The following is an 18,731-nucleotide window of genomic DNA, read 5'->3' as shown; positions in this document are numbered from 1 at the left end:
AAAACTGACTCAATGAAAAAATATATCTTATCATTTTTTACCATCGGTTTAGTATGTGCTTCATGTAATGATTTTGAAGACATCAATAATAATCCGTTTGCTGTAGACTCTAATAAAGCAGAACCTGAATATTTATTAAACAACTCAATTCTCGGTGCCCAGCAGGATCCTAATATTGCAGAACGTGTTTTTGTTTTATATTGGAAAACGGCATCCAGACAGCATTTAACAACAGGAATTGCGGGGGGAACCTACGATGATTCCTGGACTTCCGAATATTGGAAATACGCTTCCGATTGGCTCAATAATGCAAATGCGGCTATTCAATTAGCAAATGAAAAAAAATCAATCGGGCAAGGAAAACCTTATTACGACAATATTATTCAGGTTTCCAGAATTTGGAGAGCTTATTTAATGAGCGAATTTTCGGATAATTTCGGACCTCAACCTATTCAGGCTTTTCAGGGAACGAATCCTACTTTTAATTCTGAAAAAGAAGTGTATTATTTTATTTTAGAAGAATTAAAAGATGCAGCCGCAAAAATGGACACCAACCAAGGAGTACCATCAAATGCTAATGCCTATGATATGGTTTATGGGTTTAATTGGGCTCAATGGGTAAAGTATGCCAACTCTATGAGGATGAGAATTGCCATGAGAATTGCTGAAGTAGATCCTTCAAAAGCAAAAACAGAATTTGAAGCAGCAGCTAATTCAAATAAGTTTATCGCTACAAGTGCAGATAATTTTAAAGTGGCTGAAAAACCAGGATGGGACGCCTTAACAGGGGTAATGTCAAGAGAATGGAACTCCCAAATCTTGTCAGGAACACTTAACAATTTATACGTTGGTTTAGGAGGAGTAAGTTCCACAGACCAATTACCTGCAGCTCAGCATACGGCGGTTAAAGCATCTGACTATATTGGAATAAAATATGATCAGCAGTTTACAACAATGACCAACGATCCAAGTGCAGGATATTGGTTGGATGGTCTACCCAATAAAATCGATCCGAGAGCGTATAAAACGTTCTATATTCCAGGAGATCTTACAAGTCCGGTTTATTCATTATATCCTACTTATACCAATCAGGCAACTACCAATCATGGAGATCTTACGTTTGCAGATAATTCGACGATAACAGTAAACACAGTCAATACCTGGAATGCCTACACCATCGGAAATTGGGGAGTAAAAGGACAGAGAAACGGATTGAGAAATGTAGTTGGATGTATGCCGGCTTTGGGTAAGCAGTATCGCGAAAGTAAGAATTCAAGAATATTTTTTGCAAGCTGGGAGACGTATTTCCTTTTGGCGGAAGCCGCATTGAAAGGCTGGTCGGTTCCAATGAGTGATGAAGCTGCCTATAACAAGGGGATTCAGGAAAGTTTTGTTTATAATGAAGTTTCGCAATTCTATGGTCAATATATTACTTCAACAGATTATAACCGTGATGGAACTTCTGTTTCTTATAGTCATATTACAGAACCCGGGGTGAGCCATACTATGAAATATAAAGATCCTGCAACCGGGAACTTGGTTTCTGTAGACATTAAATACCCTGTGAATACCATTTATAAGAATGGATCGGTAAAGAATGATAAACTCACAAAGATTATTACCCAGAAATACATTGCCAATATGCCTTGGCTACCGTTAGAATCCTGGAGCGATCAGAGAAGACTTGGGTTACCATTTTTTGAAAATCCTGCAGTAGAAACACCTTTGGTAAATCTTCCTAATCTGACTTCAGGGAATTATATGACGAATTCCATTCAGAATTTCCCTCAGAGATTAAGATATCCAAGTACTTTCAGAAACACGGATCAGCCCGGATACGATAAGGCTGTACAATTACTTGGAGGTGCTGATGCTGTGCTGACTCCTCTTTGGTGGGCCAAACATTAATTAATTTTAAATACCATAAAAAAACAATCCTTTTCTTACTTTGAAAAGGATTGTTTTTATAGATAAATATGGATTGAATGTTTCTTTACAGAGATTGTTGAATTAATTATGATGCAAGGATCAGGATGGCTTTGGCGTATTCTTTAATTTGCTCCTATGGTAAAAACGACTTGTGTACTATAAGCTGCAGCAGGAATCGTCACAGAAACTCCACCTATTTCCAATTGTACACTAATAGCGGAATAATTTACACTGTTGCCAACACCTAAAACACCACTAAAGGTAATTGTTGAAAGTGTTACGGCCGTCGCTTGTGGTATTTCAATATAACTAAGGCCACCGTTAATAGTTGCTGTACACAGTACACAAAGACCATTGATTGTTGCCGTTCCTCCACTCCTTTTTGCATAAAGTTTCAGGGAACTGTTCCAGGAAGTTGGAACATGCTGCATACTGATTTTTGCTCCGGAGCTGCCCAGTAAATTTAGAAAAGACCCTGGTAAAAAACCTGATAATGTTAACAGACTGGGATTGTCATAAGTTCCGGTATAGTTATTTCCAGCTTCTGTAATGGTAGGTACGCTGGCTGTCCAGCTGGTTCCGGCAATATTTATGGTTTGCCCTTCAAGAAAACTTCCCATTATTAAAGCAATAATGTATAGATATCTTTTTAAGAACTGTTCTTTGAGAAAGGGACTTTTGACTTTCATTTTCTAATTTTATTCTGTGATGGTATAAGTGATGACAATTGCTGTATTGGCCTGTGCCTGTAAATTGGCATACGTATTTGTGGCCAATGAAATAGTAAGGGCATGGCCGTTATTAGCTCCATTTCCTGTATATGCTCCTCCGATACCGCTAATAATAGTTGTGGGAGTTGTGGTGAGAATAACCTGTCCTGAAGATGTTCCCCGTGTTCCACCTCCGGCTCCGGAAGCTGCCGCTGCCTGAATCCTTATATTCACGCCTGCGATAAGTTTATTTACTGAGGCCGTAATTCTTCGGGTAAGCCCTCCGGAAGTAATGGCGGAAGTATAATTGACCCATTTTGATGTATTGGGAGTGGGAGTTCCCAGGGCATTTCCAGCTTCAGTAGGAGGTGTGAAATTTAATGTAATGCTTCCTGTTGGCTCAATATCCATTAACGTTACCACAGGCAATGTTAAGCTGACAGTAGTACTCGCCGTGGTTTGGGAGTAGATTGAACCGGATATCATAACCGATGCTATTAATACTAGGGAACGGATCAGAATCATCTCTTCTTTTTTATTTCATTATATCCTACTTTCAAGGATTCCTGTTGGTATTTGATCTCTATCTGCTGCTTGACAACATTGATGCTTAATTTCTTTGTTTCTAAAGGTTTTAAAGTAAAAAGAAATTTATCTGTCGAAATTTTATAGCGCTTATCCAATCCATTGCGGTACACTTTAACGGTCCAGTCTCCCGGGCGGAGATAAGTGAAATCAAAATCTTCTCCGATATAACATATCTTCCGAAAAGTCTGATCATTATTGGTGGCTTCCACAATAATGCTTTCTCTTTTCTTCTTTCCTTTTAGCGTTTGTATCTGCGCTAAATCTATCTGATCTTTCTCTCCCGTATCCAGAAACTGAATATGTCCCTGAACATTGGCAGCTGTGGTTAATCCGAAATTGAAAGTATTATCCTTATTCACCAGGGAAAGGGCTGCAGGAAAAGTTTGGGTTGGAATATCATTAATTTCCGTAGTTGAACGATCTATTTCAAGGAAATAATTCCCCGGAATAACATTTTTAAATATATAATTCCCCTCTTTATCCGTAATGGACAGATAACTTCCCAGGATTAATCTAATTCCTTCCGTTCTTTTGATCCCTAAATTGCTGATATTTCCTGACAGCGAAATATATTCCGCAGTTTTCTGTACCGGAATATGAGGACGCCATGTATAACGCATGGAGAAAATGAAATCTTTATTCCCAATTTCTCCTCTTTGCAATGAATATCTTCCCGAAAGGTCAAGTTCATTTCCGGGAAATAACTGCTGATGAAAAAGAAGTTCAAACAGATTTCTGTCTTTAAAATATTCTTCAGGCATATAATTGTTCTGATAAAAGATGCTTAAGCTGGTCTTATCAGAAAACTGGCTGAAGATTCTTGCTCCGTAATAAAAATTTTTCTGATTTTGAAGCTGGTACCTTGAGCTTATGGCATAACTTCCGAAGATGTTAAAGGTTGTTCTGAATTTTTGAAATGAAAGATTTGCAGAATAAAAACTTGAATTACCATTAAATCCTGTCAGATAATTATCTGTTTTACCGAATTGCCCATCCAGATTTACCTGAAACATTCCTACCTGCTGATTAACACTCACCTTGAAGTAACGTTCATAATAATCAAACTGTTTAGGTTCTAAACGATCTTTATAGGTTTGATACCCATTCGTAAGAATGACGAAACCGGTAGGCAGATATTTGTACTGTACTCCATATTGCAAATATTTTCTGTAAGGTGCTGCCAGTAAAAGGGTATCTCTTTGGAAATTTTTGGCATCCTGCATATAATTGGCAAATACACTGATCTTTTTGGTAACATTATAGTAAATATTACCATTGATGGTATTGGTATTGGTAAAATATCCGGCAAAATCAGGACTGGCTCTCATGTACATTAAGCCTGCATTCAACTTTTTAAAAACAGCATCAGCCTGTAATAAATAAGCTGTTCCATCTGTTTTTTGTGTAGTGCTGTAGGCCAGCTCTCCGGAAATGTTTATATTTTTTGAAACCTTGAATTTTCCTTTAGCATAAGGAAGATGAGCATCAGAGTCTAGCCTGACATCTGTATAACGGATTTCTCCCTGCCGCGGAGTTTTGTAAAGATATCCTACAGTAATTTCAGACTCTTTTCTGATTTTAAAAGCGGAATAGAAATTAAATTCATCTTTGATATCTCTGAAAAACCTTGGATGATTATAGAAGCCCCCAAAGCTCACTTTATTAAAATCATAACGAATCTCCGCTCCACGACCATACCTTGCAAACTCCGTAAGATAAGATGAAGAATACGATTTATCACCAAGATGAATATACAATTGATCCCGTTTATAGTTCACAAAATATTCTTCATATTGGGTGAATGTGTTGAGCTCTACAGGATTGTGGGTGACAGCTCTGAACTCAATCTGATTTTTGTTGTCTTTATCAAGTGTTCCTTTACCGTAGATTTCCCCCTGAAAACCATCGTTATACACTCCCATATTCTGCATTCCGATGAAAGATAAGGAGAGGGCAACAGGAAGTCTGTGATAAATATCTTTTTCAGAGGGTTTTGCTGATATCACCTGGGTACTTACATAGACATCCTGATTTTCTTTAGGGTTACCCTTCGAATATACGAAAAGGTTTAGATTCTGAAATTCATTTTGAGCGAGTTCAGGACTTGTTACTTTATGAATAGTGACAGTCTTTGATTCATTAGGGGCCAGCACTAATGATGACTCATGATCAACGATTGCATTTTTGCTTTCCAGTACAATGTTTTCGGTTACATTCCCATTATTTTTGATAAGGAAAGAAGCCAGGATGGTTTCCCCGGCTCTTATGAATTCAGGAGTATTCAATGGGGTAACCAAAAGATTTCTGTTTCCGGAAACGATGATTTTTGAATTTTTCGTAAACGATATTCCATTATTACGATCGGTAATATTCAATATGACAGAATAAGTACCCTGTCCGGTTTCTGTTCCCACACGTAAGGGAACCAGGTATACCGAGGTCTCATGAGGAGGAATCTGAAATTCTCCTTTTGCTAAAATAGGATTGATAGACGGACTTGATGTACTAACTGAAATATCATATGTTTTGGTTTCAGCTGAATTATTTTCTAAAGTGAAGGGAACAGAAGTAGACATTCCCGGCATTAAACTATCTTTTTTACTGATCAATCGGTTGGATTGCTCTTGAGAAAAAATAAATACCGGGAATAATGTTATGATAATAAATAAAGTCCAAGTTCTAATCATTTTTTACTTCTAGTTCCACATTGAGTGCAAAAGCATTCTCCTCTTCATCGGTCGCTATGATCGCTGCTTTGTATTGAGCAGGGGGTAATTTGCTGATATCAATGTAAAATGTTTTGGAGGTGCCTGGGAGCAGCCCCATTGTTAAACTTGAATAAGTACCCACCTTTTCACCCGTTTTACGATTGTAAATTTCAATGGAAGCTGTAGGTTTACAGTAAAGATTACCGTTATTGGCTATTGCTACCTTTGCGGTTTGTTTTCCCTCCATTTTTTCCACCTTTACACTTTCAAACTTAAGGTCCGGTTTGGCCTTTTCTGTTTCAAAATCTGTAATAACCTGAATGGCATATCGTATAATAGAAGTGATACTCACTCCTGGTTTGCTGTCGCTGGGTTTTATCTCTTCTACGGGTTCTACAATAATTACGCTCCAATAGCTTCCGGGATCCATGGCCTGATTGGGAACTGTTATTTCATAGAATATTTCAGTCTTTTCTTTACCTTTAAGCGTAACAAGATTGGTATTGAGTTTTAGCCACTCGCCGTTACTGCGTGTATTGGTATGTAATGCTGTATAATTGGTCGTTCCGTCCGCATGGTAGGTATAATCCTGTAAAAATATTTTTACACTTTGAGGAGTACTGCCTGTGTTTTCAATGGCAACTTTTCCTTTATAAACCTTTCCGTTTTCTATTTTATAAGAATGCGTAAGCCCGTTGAGAATCACAATACCGGCATGTAAAAAGCTGAACTGCAAAATCAGGGTGATCAAAAGAAGGATACGCTTTATCATGATATAAAGTTTGGAGTTAAATCATTAATAATACAAAGCCAGGAAGAAACTGAATAACAGTTTCTTCTTGTTTTTGAAACGCAGAATAGAATTTTAATTAAATTCTAATTATCTGATATTGTATAAGTAACGGTAGCAGCAACAGTAGCTGTAGCCTGTAAATCTGCGTACGCTGCTACACCTCCAGGACCACTTCCTGCAGCAAGTGCATAGGTAAGATTGTGACCGTTATTAGCTCCATTTCCTGTATAAGCACTTCCAATACCAGAAATAATAGTCTGGTCAGTACTAGTTAATGTAAGCAGACCTGCAGAAGTTCCTAATGTACCTGCTCCAGCTCCGGTGGCAGCTGCCGCTGTTACATTAAGATCTACTCCAGGAATGATAGCGTTCATTTTTACGCTTACGTTACGGGTAGGATCTGCCACAGATTTAATAGAAGAATAATTAAGCCACAAAGTAGTGTTGGCTGCAGATGGAAGAATGGGATTTCCTGCTTCCGTAGGAGCTGTAAACCCAAGAGTAATGTTTTTTGTGGCAGATGGTTCAATATCTACCAATGCAACTTCGGGAATAGAAATGGTAACCGTATGGTTATCTGTAGCGAGGTCTTGCGCGCTCAGATTCCCGGATAGAGCCAATGCAAATAAAGACGCTGCAATAGTTAAATTTAGTTTTTTCATGATGCAAGTAATTAGTTAAGTGAATATAACAAAATTCAGAATAATTTGAGAAAAATATATTATAATTTTTATATTAACAATTATTTATCGTATGTAATGCATTATACTTAAAATATATTTTAACACAATAAGTCAAAAAAACCTGTACAAATTTGTACAGGTTTTTTATTAATATTAAAAGAAATTTTTATGCCCAATGCGGATCAGAAACAGAGACTTTTCCGGTCTCTATACGTCCGGCAAAGTGCCACAGATGCTCGTTTGATGTTATTTTCAAATCATACCATCCTTTAAATTTATCAAGATCAATAATTATTTTTTCTTCAGGTTTTTGTACAGAAATTGTTTTTTTATTTTTTGTGTACAAATCTTCCAGATGAATGGAGAAATTTTTCTTTTTGGTATTTCTTATCGTCAGTTCCACTTGGTTTTTAGCGGTCATATTCTCTAAAATTATCTCCATTTCCGGTGAAATACTTCCCTGAAATTTCCTAAAAAAGCCATTGGGACCGAAAATTTCATAATCATAAGCTCCGGAATGTACAGCATGGGATAACTTTTGCATGGAATATAGGGCATATGAAAAATGATAATCCTTACTGTCGAATTGAGTCCTGTCATACACCAAAAGCGGAACACCATTCTCTTTTAAATTGGACATTTTTATCTGTTCGCCTTCTAAATTGACATGGAAATGATACGGCAGTGGATGAGATGGTTTCAATCCTCTTTCCTGAATTTCAAGCAAAGTGTTTTTAAGTTCATTTTCAGCATACCATTTCAGATGAGGAACCGGTTTATTTTTGGCGGCATTGATGGTTTTAGCATACTCTTTCTGATTCAGATAATCCATCTGTGGCGCTTTTACGCTGGTAGAATTGAAGGCAGAGGTGAGATCACCACATACCGCTCTTCTCCAGTCACTGATATTGTCAACATGCACATCCTTTTTGAATTTTTTCATGATAAATTTCTCCAGAAACTGCAGTACAGAAGTGTGATCCGATACTTCGGAATTTACAAACCCTCCTTTCGTCCATGGGGAAGCGATGATCATTGGAACCCTGTAACCCAATCCAACGGTTCCTTCAATTTTTTCATAATTTTTTAAAGAAGGATTGCTCATGTATTCCTGAGATTGATCCACATATTCCACGCCTTCTTTTCCGTTCATATCCACAGGCTGGCTTGGGTTCATGGGTGGAGCGAAAGGCAGAACATGATCAAAATATCCGTCATTTTCATCATAATTGATGATGAATATGGTTTTTTTCCAGGTTTCAGGATCTTTGGTCAAAATATTCAGAACTTCAGAAATATACCATGCTCCGTACCAAGGTGATCCCGGATGGTCTGAAAAATGTTCAGGAGCTACCAGCCATGAAACCAGCGGAAGTTTTTTCTCTTCCACATCTTTACGGAACTGGAACAGGACATCACCCTCAGGAACAACCAGTCTTTCTCCATTTTCATCCTTTCCGATTTCCAGTTTCCAGTAATCAGGATCATTAGAGTTGGTGGTAAATGCTTTTTCGTGAAGGTTTTTTTCTTCTTTAGAAAGTTTGGAATAATTATCCGGATGATATTTTACCTGATCTTCCTGAACCTCAGCCATCATGGCTTCCAGTCTTTTTTTCTGATTAGGATTTTTTTCAATTTCCTGCTTCAGATAGGCTATGATATTGGGGATATTCTGATAATATCCTTTTGAAAACTTAACATTGAATTTTGAAAACCACTCAATCGGGTTATCTGTAAAATTACTTAACCAGGCTTCCTGCTCGCCAGACATTCCTTTCGGAAGACTGATTTCATTCTGATAAATTCTCCACGAAACATTCTGCTCTTCCAAAATTTCAGGGAAACTCTTCCATTTTGCCTGTCTTGCTTTATCATAATCAATGTTTTCATTCACAACATTGGCTTTTACCTTACCGCTTTGTTGTTCTCTCAACGTTCCGGACCAAAGAAATAATCTGTTGGGAGTTGTTCCGGTAAGTGAAGAGCAGAAATACTGATCGAATATGGTAAATGCATCCGCCAGCTGATAGTAAAAAGGAAGGTCTTCACGGTTATAATACCCTAATGTAAGCGGTATATTTTTATAATCTTTATTTCCTGATGCTTTAGCCTGAAGCCACTGATCGTATTTTCCTTTGTTCAGTGCTTTCTGCTGATCGGCCCATGAGTGAGGCAGTGAGCTCATCCATGTAGATTTTGTATTTCTTAAATCCAGTCGGGCAGGAGATGCATATTTTCCATCATCATTCTTTTGAAAAAATACGGAATGTCTATCCTGCTTTACAAATGCTCTTTTATCCAAAAAACCTCTCACTCCTTTGAGTGCCCCAAAAGCATGATCAAATGAACGGTTTTCCTGCATCAGGATTACGACATGTTCTGCATCATAAAATGTAGACTGTGCAGCCGGATCAATAGCTAAAGCTTTTAAAATGGAAGGATGGAGAACACTTGAAGTTCCTAATCCTGCTAATAAAAGACTTGATTTTTCTAAAAATTCTCTTCTGTTCATGTTCAATCGTAATAAGAAAGAAACCGCAAGTTAATAGGATTTTCCTGCGATTTCTTTGTTTTATATAAAAAATAATCAGTTTTTTACTGTAACCACCAAGGTTTGGAATTGATATTGTCATTTCCTCCGTACTGGGCTGCCAAAGCAGTTTTTAGATTAGTACTGTTATAGCTGTATTCAGATTGTGGATATCTGAACCTGAAAGGAGCCGCCACTCCTGCTTTTAAAGGATAGTTTGGATAACCCGTTCTCAGATAGTCATAATAAGAAGTCCATTGTGCCTGATGGAACATGGTCATGTATTTTTGAGTCATGATTTTTTCAAGCTGTGTCTGCAGAGGATCAGCATTATTGTAAACTACCAAAGGAGTCGCCAGATATTGGTTGATATCAAATCCTGAGAAATATTGTCCCGGATTTTTTACATACGTTTGATAAAAACTGAAACTTGCCTTAATTGCATTATCATAATGGGTTTTTGCAGATCCGGAAATCCAGCCTCTTGCCGCAGCTTCAGCCAGGATAAACTCAAGTTCTGAATAGCTTAATACAGACGCAGGTTCGTTAGTAGGATCTTTATAAAAACGGTCATTTACTTTAGAGATATTTTTTGCCGTGATCAGTGCTGCATTGTCAGAATATGGGGAAGTAGGATTTCCGCCGTTATATCCTGTATAATCTGTGATGGCTTTTCCGGCTTCTTTTGCTCCTGTAGTCTGTGCTGCAAAAGTAAATAAACGGGGATCATGCCTGTCTTTGAACATATTGATAAAGTAATCTGCCATATATAAACTGGAACCATATCCGCTGTTGTTAAACATAGTATATCGGCTGTCTGCTGCATCGGCAAATTTAAGCTCACCATTATCTGCAATAGAAGTCATCAAAGACTGGCTCCCTGCAATAGAAGTAAATTCTGTAGCAATATTATAATTTCCTACTGTCGTTTTTTTCGAAAGTGTGATTAAAACTTTTAGACGGAATGAGTTGATCAGTTTTTTCCACTTTAAAGCATCACCGTTATATACAATGTCACCTTCAATTTTGTCGTTGGTATTAATAAGATCATTAGCTTCTTTTAATTCTGATAAAATTCCGGACATAATTGCTTCCTGCGTGTCATACTTAGGCTGTGTAATGCCTGATTCACCCTTTGCCGCTTCAGAATAGGGAGCACTTCCCACTTTTAAACTGATATTGAAGAAGTGATAGGCTCTCAAAAATTTACCAATGGCAAGATAATTTTTATTTCCTCTTTTCTCTGCTTCCTGCATCATTTTTCCTGTATTCAGAAGTCCTTTGGTATAGACTTCAAAAGAAGCATCATTCCATTTCATATACTGGTAAGAATTTTCACCATCAGTACCAATCATCATTCTTGAGGCATACATATTATCACCATTTACCTGGAATGTATATTTTTCAACGAAGGTCAGTAGATATTTAGGATCAATGCTGGCCTGGTCATTAGGGTTTTCATTGATTTTATCAAGGTTGGATTCACATGATGCCAATGTCAGAAGTCCTGCAGCAAAGATGCTCTTTATTAACCCTTTTGCTGTTTTACCTTTTATCCCTTTTACTATATTACTATTATTTTTCATTGTCTTGACGTACTTTTTAGTTAAAACTTAAGATTAAATCCGATTCCGAACCATCGGCTGGACGGATCCTGAATGTCATTGGTGATATCTTCTTTTCTTCCGCTTCTGATCTGGAAATCAGGATCGGAGTAAAGGTTCTTTGATTTTTTCCACATCGCCAGGTTATACGCTGAAATATTAGCGGTGAAACCTTTTACCATTCCTTTTGGATTCAGTAATGAAGAGAAATCATATTCCAGAACTACAGATCTAAGCTTGATGAAGGTTCTGTCGAAAACGTTGGCAAACTCCTCACTTTCGTCCTGCGTTACTCTTGCCTGGTATGGATAATTCTGTGCCCAGTCCTGGAAACTTATCGCTTTGGTGTGTGGAGTATAAAGGCCGGTAGCCGGATTGTAATTAACTCCATCCGGTACAAAATAATAGGTTCCCGGATTAGCATACTCAAGATCTCTGTAGGCTACAGAATTTGGATGCTTTCCGCCCCACCACATTTTTTCTACTACCTGTGACCTCATCACACCTCCGATGCTTCCGTCAATTCCTATATTTAAACTAAATTTCTTGTATTTGAATGTGTTGTTGAAGCCGAAAGTCCAGTCCGGATTGAAGTGTCCCAGGTTGCTTGGTGTATTGGCTCTTGTAGGCATTCCTGAATTGGCATCAAGGATAACTTTTCCGTCCGGAGACTTTTGCCAGGTATAGTCATAATAACTGTCCATTCTTTCCCCTAACTTAATATTATTATAGTTCGGCATATTGTCATAAATGGAAGTCAGTTTTTGTTCGTAAGTACTCCAGTTGATCAGGGTTTTCCAGGTAAAATCGGCAGTTTTTACAGGAACCATACCCAGGGAAACTTCAAATCCTTTTGTGGTGTATTCGTTTCCGTTTACATATTGGGAGGTGAAACCTGATGACTCTGCCGCCGGGAACTGAAGAATATTATTATAGTCTAATGTTCTGAAATAAGTGGCGTCTAAGGTAATTCTGTTATTCAGGAAACCTGCACTTAAACCTAATTCATAGGACTTTGTCTGCTCCGGTTTCAAAGAGTTTTCTATATTCAGAGTCGTTGGATAATAATACGTAGGATTTCCGTTGAAAGTGATTCCCTGATTATTCAGATAATAATTTCTGATGGAATAAGGCTGGAAGTCATAGGCTACTTTTGCCCATGAAGCGGAAAGTTTCAACATGTTGATAGATTCCGGCAATTTTACCAGGTTTGAAATCACAGCACTGATGGAAGCCGAAGGGTAGAAGTAAGATCTGTTGGCTTTAGGAAGCGTGGAAGACCAGTCGTTACGTCCTGAAATATTGATGAAGAAAGCATTATACAACCCGATATCAATCGTTGAATAGGCACTGTAAATCAGTTTTTCCTTCAGATAAGTGTAATTTTTCAGCGCTCCGATTGAATTTTCAAAGGTGTATACTTCAGGAATTTTCAATCCATCTGTAGACCTTTCATTGTTATTGTTTTTATAATAAAAAGCTGAAGCTCCGGCATTGATTGTAAAATCAAAGTTTTCGGATATTTTTTTCTTATAAGTTGCCAGTACATCATAGTTGAGGTTCCATGTTTTATTATCTTTCAAAATATAACCTCCACTTCTTGGCGCACTGTAATTGAAATAGGAATAAGGACTCAATACTTCCGTTTTGCTGTGGTTTTCCACAAGAGATATTTTCCCTTTTACCGAAAGATCCTGTGTAGCTTTATATTCTAAACCTGTCTGTGCATTGATGATATTGGTTCTGTTCTGATTCTTATAATATTCCGCTCCGAACCATGGGTTATTGTACCATGCATAGTTCCAGTTGGCCTGTGCCCTTCCTTCTCTTCCGGGAATCCACATGTGGTTTTTCAGTGCATTGCCGTCTACGTCACCTCCCATCCATATCAAAATGGTGTACATGTGTCCGCTTGGGTTGTAATCGTAGTTGGGAATATTAGGGGTAAAAGCCTGGTTGAAATTGAATTTCGTATCAAAAATTAATTTATCTCCAAGATGATTTTCAGAGGAGAAATTAATTCCGTACTTCTGAAGATAGGAATTCGGAACTCTGTCATCATAATTCATGAAATTTCCGGAGAATCTGTATACATCTTTGTTATTTCTATAGCTGATCGCAAAGTTGTTATTATTGATCACCGCAGGTTTTAAGAAAGTATTTAAATTGTCATGATATTTCCAGTCGATCGGAACTCTTTCATATCTTGATTTGTCGTCATACTGAGTTCCTGTCACTGCTCCGTACCATGGAACTACCTGTCCTGTTACTTTATCTCTGATGGGGCTGTTCCATTGGGCTATCTGTAAACCGGGAACAAATTTTGGCCCCCAGATCATATCTCCGTCATTAACTCCGCCATCAGCTCCGTCCCAGAATTCATATTTTCCGTGAGAACCGTTACCATATTCAGTCTGGGTTTTTGGAAGATTCGTAAATCCTGCCGTAATCATGGTATTCTGAGAAAATTCTACAGAGAAGCCTTTCTTCTTAGCGGTTTTCGTTGTAATTAACACTGCACCGTAACGACCTCTCGAACCATACAGAGCTGAAGCGGTAGCTCCCTTCAGTACGTTAATATTTTCAATATTATTAGGATCTAAATTCTGGAAAACTTCCTTTTCTACAATCACGCCGTCAATAACAAAAACCAGATTGGAGTTTCCTCTCAATGTAAACTGTGGTGCCTGCTGCATTCCCGTCGGATTGGAAACATTCAAACCAGCTACCTGTCCGGAGAATAGATTTCCAATACTTGGAGTGGTGATTGTTTCAAACTGTTTTGTTCCTACTTCCTGAGTGGAATACCCGATTTTTTCTTTCTTCTTGGCAATACCTAATGCGGTGATGACAACGCCTTCAATCTGCTTTTCGTTTGGCTTTTTTAAGACAACAGAATACTGTTTTTTTGAAGAAACCTCAACGGTATAAACAGAAAAATCAGGAGCAAAAAACTCAAGAATGTCTTTGGGGTTTGCAGAAATGGTGAAATTACCATTTTGATCTGTAGTAGCAGTCTTTCCTGTATTTTTATCAGTGATGTTTACACCGGAAACACTAGAGCCATTTTCTGATTTTACATTTCCGGAAATATTGATTTCCTGTGCGGAAAAATATAGAGGAAGTAAAAAAACGGCAAAAGTAGCTAGAGTCTTCTTCATTTTTTTTGAAGGCAAATTTAGGAGAGCACTGTTACCTGTACTTTAATGATGTATTAAAATAAAAATACGATTTAATATTTTTTAACATGAAGAATTAATAGAAAAGTAAAATGGGAAATATCCTTTATGTATGGATTTTTGCTTTATTATACTATAAAAGGTAGGAAGCTGGGAGAGGGAAGCTGGAAGTCGCTATCGTGTTATAAATTTCTGAGCAGTCAATGTTAATCTTTACAATAAAAATCACAGGATAGTAAAACCGGGACATCAATAACTTCGATCTTCCAGCTTCCCTCTTCCTTTCTTTTTTAGAACCTGCTCAGGATTCCCCAGTGAATTTTGATATCATTAAATTTAAAAGGATTTCCAAATTCGTTACCATTAGACAGCTGGAAACTCATCAAACCGATAGGAATGAAGAAATTGAAACCGAGCCCGACACTGTAGAGCTTAGGTTTTACCTTGAGGGATTTATTATTGAGCTGTCCATATTGTCCAAAGAAATCGAAGAATGCCTGATTGCCGATCAGATAGCGGTATTCCAGACTTCCGTAGTAGTAGAAATCGGCAGCAAGAGAGTTTTCATTAAATCCCCGCATGGAATTCCAGCCTCCAAAACGGTATAATTCATTCGCAGAGAATTCTATTTTAGAATCCATCATTGCTCCTTCTCCCTTGATGTTCAGAAAGTGGTTTCCTGAAATGTGATAGTTATGTTCTCCAAAGAAATAAAACTGGTTTTGATTGGCTTTAATATTATCCTTAGAGTAGGTGGTTGTTAAAAAATCATATCCGGCATTGATCCTTGTCTTATAAAGGAAAAGATCAATATCGGTGGGCTCTGTCATTTCATACCATATCCCGATTCCCTTTTTGTTGTAGTCTTTTCCCTGAACGTATAAGGTATCAATAATTGTTGAGCTTTCCAGGGTTGCTCTTAAACCTATTTTGTTCCGGTTGTTGATATGATAATAAAAGGCTGGAAGGAATTTTACATTGGCAAAAGTAGAATCCTGACGATAGATGTTTACTTTTGTATCCATTCCGACATTCGATTTGAACAGGTACGGAATGTCCACCCGAAGATCAAAATTCTGTCCTTTATCCGGGTTTCTCTGCCAGTATAAATTAACAGTTTCAAAACCATTGAACATATTCCTGAAATTGACATTCATCGTTCCGTTTAAGGTAAACTTGGAAGTTTTGTCATTCCCAAATCCGATGACCCCGTCAAAAGTATTGGTTTTCTTCTTTTCCAAAAACAGGTAAATACTGGTAGAATCTTTCGTAAATAATGTTTGTGGCTGCCGTTCAAGTGTTAGAAAAGGATGGCTCTGAAAGGTTTTATTAATAGCTAAAAGGTTTTTGTCATCATAATTTTTACCTTTAAATTCCTTTTCAAGATTTTTGATGAATCTTTTAGGAACTTTTTCATATCCTTTGACAACAAATCCGTTGATCGATCTTTTATCATTTTTATTGATGTCAAGTTCTACAATAGGATAACCATTTTTCTGCCCTTTATATTTAGATTTGATTCTGCTGAAAGAATAACCTTCATCAATATAGGCTTTGTTGATACTTTTCTTGGTAGAATCTAAGTTCTTAGTAAAAAAATCTTTCTGAATTTTCAGTTTCTGAACAAGAGAATCCGTAAGATTGACATAGGTTTGATTAAAATTCTTCCCTTTGTCATAGAAAATTTCAGTGCTGTCACCCTTTATTTTTACGTCTTTCAGTTGGGTGAAGAAATAATTACTTTGGGCTAATGAATCCAGAAATTTGACTGCAGAGGTTGAATCTTTTACTTTTTTTCTGATTTTAGTTTCCGTATCAATCAGCCAATATTGTTTCTTCTGCGCTTGTGTAAAAACGCAGAACAGTACAAAAAATATTTTTAAAAACAGTTTCAATCCCAAATGTATCTATACCAGGCAAACGATAGAATTAAGTGTAGTAAAACTTAAAGCGAAGCTTATCTTGACCATTCTTTATAACTTAATTCCTCTTAATGGTTTAAAATTTTATATTATTAAATAACTTTCTATACAACTGAAACTAATCCAGTTTATTATACTTCTTCATTAAATTCTCATAAGTTCCCTGCGGAAGAATCCATTTCAACGGAACCCCTATTTTCTGCCCGAATTTACCAAAATAATAATGAGCTTTCCATTTATTTTTTGCTAAAAGCTTTTCAATGTATTCTGCTACTTCCAATGGATCAGTTCCGTCATTCACATGAGAATTCATCAACGCATATACTTTGTCAAAAACATTTTTATAAGGTTGGGAAACCTGTGCTATCACTCTGTTGTCTGCAATATTGGTTTTAATATCTCCCAAATGCAGAGAGCATACTTCAATATTCCATGGATAAACTTCATACCTCATTGCTTCAGTTACTTTATCCAATGCTGATTTTGATGCTGAGTAAAATCCGCGGAAAGGCAGCCCCATTTCACTTCCGATACTGGAAACATTGATGATTTTTCCAAATTTGTGCTCACGCATTTTCGGAAGAACAGCACTCATCATCTGGACAGGTCCGGCAAGATTAAGGCTGAAAAGCTTCAGAATGTCTTCCTTCGTAGAGTCTTCTACTGCTCCTACCATACCCATTCCGGCATTATTAATTAAAACATCAATTCTGGTTTCTGTTTTTAAAACCTCAGCGATGGCATTCTGAACAGCTGTGTTATCAGTAACATCTGTAGGGATGGATCTGAAGTACTCACTTTCCGTATGCTTTCTGCTTAATCCGTATACTTGATGTCCTTTTTTACCAAAATATTCGGCCAATGCAAACCCGATTCCTGATGAGGTTCCTGTAATAATGATGGTCATTGAATTCGTATGATTTTTAATGTTTTAATTTCCCTTCTGATACTCACCAGACTGTTTTTAATGGTCTGGGTCCAAAAGTAAAATCTATTTTCAGCAAATGTAAAAAAAGAAAAATGAACTTTGATATGGATAAAGCTTTAAAGTTGGATGTATTCCCTAACTGATTTAAAATATTTAGAAATAATCCATCAATCTTGGAAAAGTTATTATATTTTAACTCCGGTAAAATTTAGTAATTAATTACGTTTAAATTAATGATGAAAAAAGAACTGCTAATATTATTCATACTCAATTTTAGCTTTTATTGTACAGGACAAGAAATTAAAATTCCGGAGAATTTCATTGAACATTCTATTCCAAAAGTAGAATCTCCGGAATGGTTCGTTCTTATTCATTCTAAAGACTGTTATGCTGTCAAAAAAGATAATGGGAGATTGATTGTGGAGAAAACCAGCTATTATAAAAAAGATTCTGAATTGGAAATTGAAGATGGAACATTGATTGGAGAAAATAAAGGAGAATTTGGGGGAGCACTATACTTCCAGCCTAAAGAAAATAGAGAAAAAATTGAAATAAAATTTGGAAACATTGTTGATATTTTCAGATTTCAGAATAAGATCTATTTCACAGAAGGCTCAGGTATATGGGGAAGTTTGTATGAATTAAAAAAAGATTCAGCTTTCACTTATAATAAAATCGAATCCTTTGGGGATGCCTTGGAAGCTTTAACGATATTCAATGACAGTATTTATATTGCTTCTTTTCATGGCTTTTATAAAGTAGTGGATCAAAAAGCGATACTCCTTTTCAGGAAACGGTTTTGGGAAGGACTGTATCCAAACTCTGTAGTGGTATTCGATGAGGAAAATATTTTTATGGGAATACGAAGTGGAATTGTTAAGTTGAATCTTGTGAAAAAAACAGTTAACTTTTATACAGAAAAAGAAGTATAGTGTGTGTTTTAAGAATTAGATTCTTAAAAATATTTTTCGCTCAAACCGCTGTATGTGTTTTTTTATTCCTATTATGTAATAAATTTAAGACAAACTTAATATTAATTCATCATTCATCATTGGAAGAATGATTACTTTTAATTACATATATTTCTGAAAAACAGGTATTTAATTTTGTTTTGTGGTATACAGGATCTGAAAAAAGCTAAAATTTCTTAATAAAAA

At 36.7% G+C, this 18,731-nt stretch carries 12 protein-coding genes; 2 read left to right on the top strand and 10 right to left on the bottom strand.

Translation table 11 applies throughout. The features are described 5' to 3' along the window. Positions 1-12 precede the first annotated feature (12 nt). The gene (locus tag ACWPWS_RS19685; RefSeq protein WP_454047646.1) at positions 13-1,908 is read left to right on the top strand and encodes a SusD/RagB family nutrient-binding outer membrane lipoprotein; all 1,896 of its coding nucleotides are present in this window, start codon (positions 13-15) and stop codon (positions 1,906-1,908) included. A 143-nt stretch (positions 1,909-2,051) separates the two neighbouring features. Here the strand turns inward: ACWPWS_RS19685 and ACWPWS_RS19680 are convergent, their stop codons facing one another. From ACWPWS_RS19680 to ACWPWS_RS19635, 10 genes are all read right to left on the bottom strand, one after another. Beyond that, positions 2,052-2,618, bottom strand: a complete 567-nt coding sequence (locus ACWPWS_RS19680; protein WP_105681771.1) for a hypothetical protein — start codon at positions 2,616-2,618, stop codon at positions 2,052-2,054. 9 nt (positions 2,619-2,627) lie between these two features. Then, positions 2,628-3,125, bottom strand: a complete 498-nt coding sequence (locus ACWPWS_RS19675) for a hypothetical protein (protein WP_454047645.1) — start codon at positions 3,123-3,125, stop codon at positions 2,628-2,630. 35 nt (positions 3,126-3,160) lie between these two features. Next, positions 3,161-5,914 (bottom strand): COG1470 family protein, encoded by a 2,754-nt coding sequence (locus tag ACWPWS_RS19670; RefSeq protein WP_454047644.1) that lies wholly within the window; start codon positions 5,912-5,914, stop codon positions 3,161-3,163. Then, positions 5,907-6,707, bottom strand: coding sequence for a WxL protein host-binding domain-containing protein (locus tag ACWPWS_RS19665; protein ID WP_454047643.1), 801 nt, complete (start codon positions 6,705-6,707; stop codon positions 5,907-5,909). Before ACWPWS_RS19665 ends, ACWPWS_RS19670 begins: the two co-directional genes overlap by 8 nt. Positions 6,708-6,811: 104 nt before the next feature. Next, positions 6,812-7,390 carry a hypothetical protein gene (locus tag ACWPWS_RS19660; RefSeq protein WP_309513575.1) on the bottom strand — a complete coding sequence of 193 codons (579 nt, stop codon included), beginning with the start codon at positions 7,388-7,390 and terminating at the stop codon, positions 6,812-6,814. Between the two features lie 187 nt (positions 7,391-7,577). Further along, complete coding sequence (locus ACWPWS_RS19655; RefSeq protein WP_454047642.1) at positions 7,578-9,923, bottom strand: phosphocholine-specific phospholipase C; 2,346 nt, start codon at positions 9,921-9,923, stop codon at positions 7,578-7,580. An 83-nt stretch (positions 9,924-10,006) separates the two neighbouring features. Then, on the bottom strand, positions 10,007-11,527 hold the full coding sequence (locus ACWPWS_RS19650; protein ID WP_454047641.1) for a SusD/RagB family nutrient-binding outer membrane lipoprotein: 1,521 nt from the start codon (positions 11,525-11,527) through the stop codon (positions 10,007-10,009). A 20-nt stretch (positions 11,528-11,547) separates the two neighbouring features. Beyond that, positions 11,548-14,706, bottom strand: coding sequence for a SusC/RagA family TonB-linked outer membrane protein (locus ACWPWS_RS19645; protein WP_309513572.1), 3,159 nt, complete (start codon positions 14,704-14,706; stop codon positions 11,548-11,550). Between the two features lie 308 nt (positions 14,707-15,014). Continuing rightward, on the bottom strand, positions 15,015-16,619 hold the full coding sequence (locus ACWPWS_RS19640; protein ID WP_245169816.1) for an autotransporter assembly complex protein TamA: 1,605 nt from the start codon (positions 16,617-16,619) through the stop codon (positions 15,015-15,017). A gap of 145 nt (positions 16,620-16,764) precedes the next feature. Then, complete coding sequence (locus ACWPWS_RS19635) at positions 16,765-17,553, bottom strand: SDR family oxidoreductase (protein ID WP_105681763.1); 789 nt, start codon at positions 17,551-17,553, stop codon at positions 16,765-16,767. Between the two features lie 254 nt (positions 17,554-17,807). On the opposite strand from ACWPWS_RS19635, the gene ACWPWS_RS19630 reads away from it, so the two are divergent. Then, the gene (locus ACWPWS_RS19630; RefSeq protein ID WP_454047640.1) at positions 17,808-18,506 is read left to right on the top strand and encodes a hypothetical protein; all 699 of its coding nucleotides are present in this window, start codon (positions 17,808-17,810) and stop codon (positions 18,504-18,506) included. Positions 18,507-18,731: the final 225 nt, after the last annotated feature.

The organism is Chryseobacterium sp. Marseille-Q8038 (assembly GCF_965111995.1).
This window is presented reverse-complemented; position numbering and strand designations above follow the sequence as displayed.

Coding starts and splice junctions, on each gene's coding strand:
- ACWPWS_RS19645 (WP_309513572.1), bottom strand. CDS start 14,706: ATGAAGAAGACTCTAGCTACTTTTGCCGTTTTTTTACTTCCTCTATAT.
- ACWPWS_RS19630 (WP_454047640.1), top strand. CDS start 17,808: ATGATGAAAAAAGAACTGCTAATATTATTCATACTCAATTTTAGCTTT.
- ACWPWS_RS19680 (WP_105681771.1), bottom strand. CDS start 2,618: ATGAAAGTCAAAAGTCCCTTTCTCAAAGAACAGTTCTTAAAAAGATAT.
- ACWPWS_RS19665 (WP_454047643.1), bottom strand. CDS start 6,707: ATGATAAAGCGTATCCTTCTTTTGATCACCCTGATTTTGCAGTTCAGC.
- ACWPWS_RS19675 (WP_454047645.1), bottom strand. CDS start 3,125: ATGATATCCGGTTCAATCTACTCCCAAACCACGGCGAGTACTACTGTC.
- ACWPWS_RS19650 (WP_454047641.1), bottom strand. CDS start 11,527: ATGAAAAATAATAGTAATATAGTAAAAGGGATAAAAGGTAAAACAGCA.
- ACWPWS_RS19655 (WP_454047642.1), bottom strand. CDS start 9,923: ATGAACAGAAGAGAATTTTTAGAAAAATCAAGTCTTTTATTAGCAGGA.
- ACWPWS_RS19670 (WP_454047644.1), bottom strand. CDS start 5,914: ATGATTAGAACTTGGACTTTATTTATTATCATAACATTATTCCCGGTA.
- ACWPWS_RS19685 (WP_454047646.1), top strand. CDS start 13: ATGAAAAAATATATCTTATCATTTTTTACCATCGGTTTAGTATGTGCT.
- ACWPWS_RS19635 (WP_105681763.1), bottom strand. CDS start 17,553: ATGACCATCATTATTACAGGAACCTCATCAGGAATCGGGTTTGCATTG.
- ACWPWS_RS19660 (WP_309513575.1), bottom strand. CDS start 7,390: ATGAAAAAACTAAATTTAACTATTGCAGCGTCTTTATTTGCATTGGCT.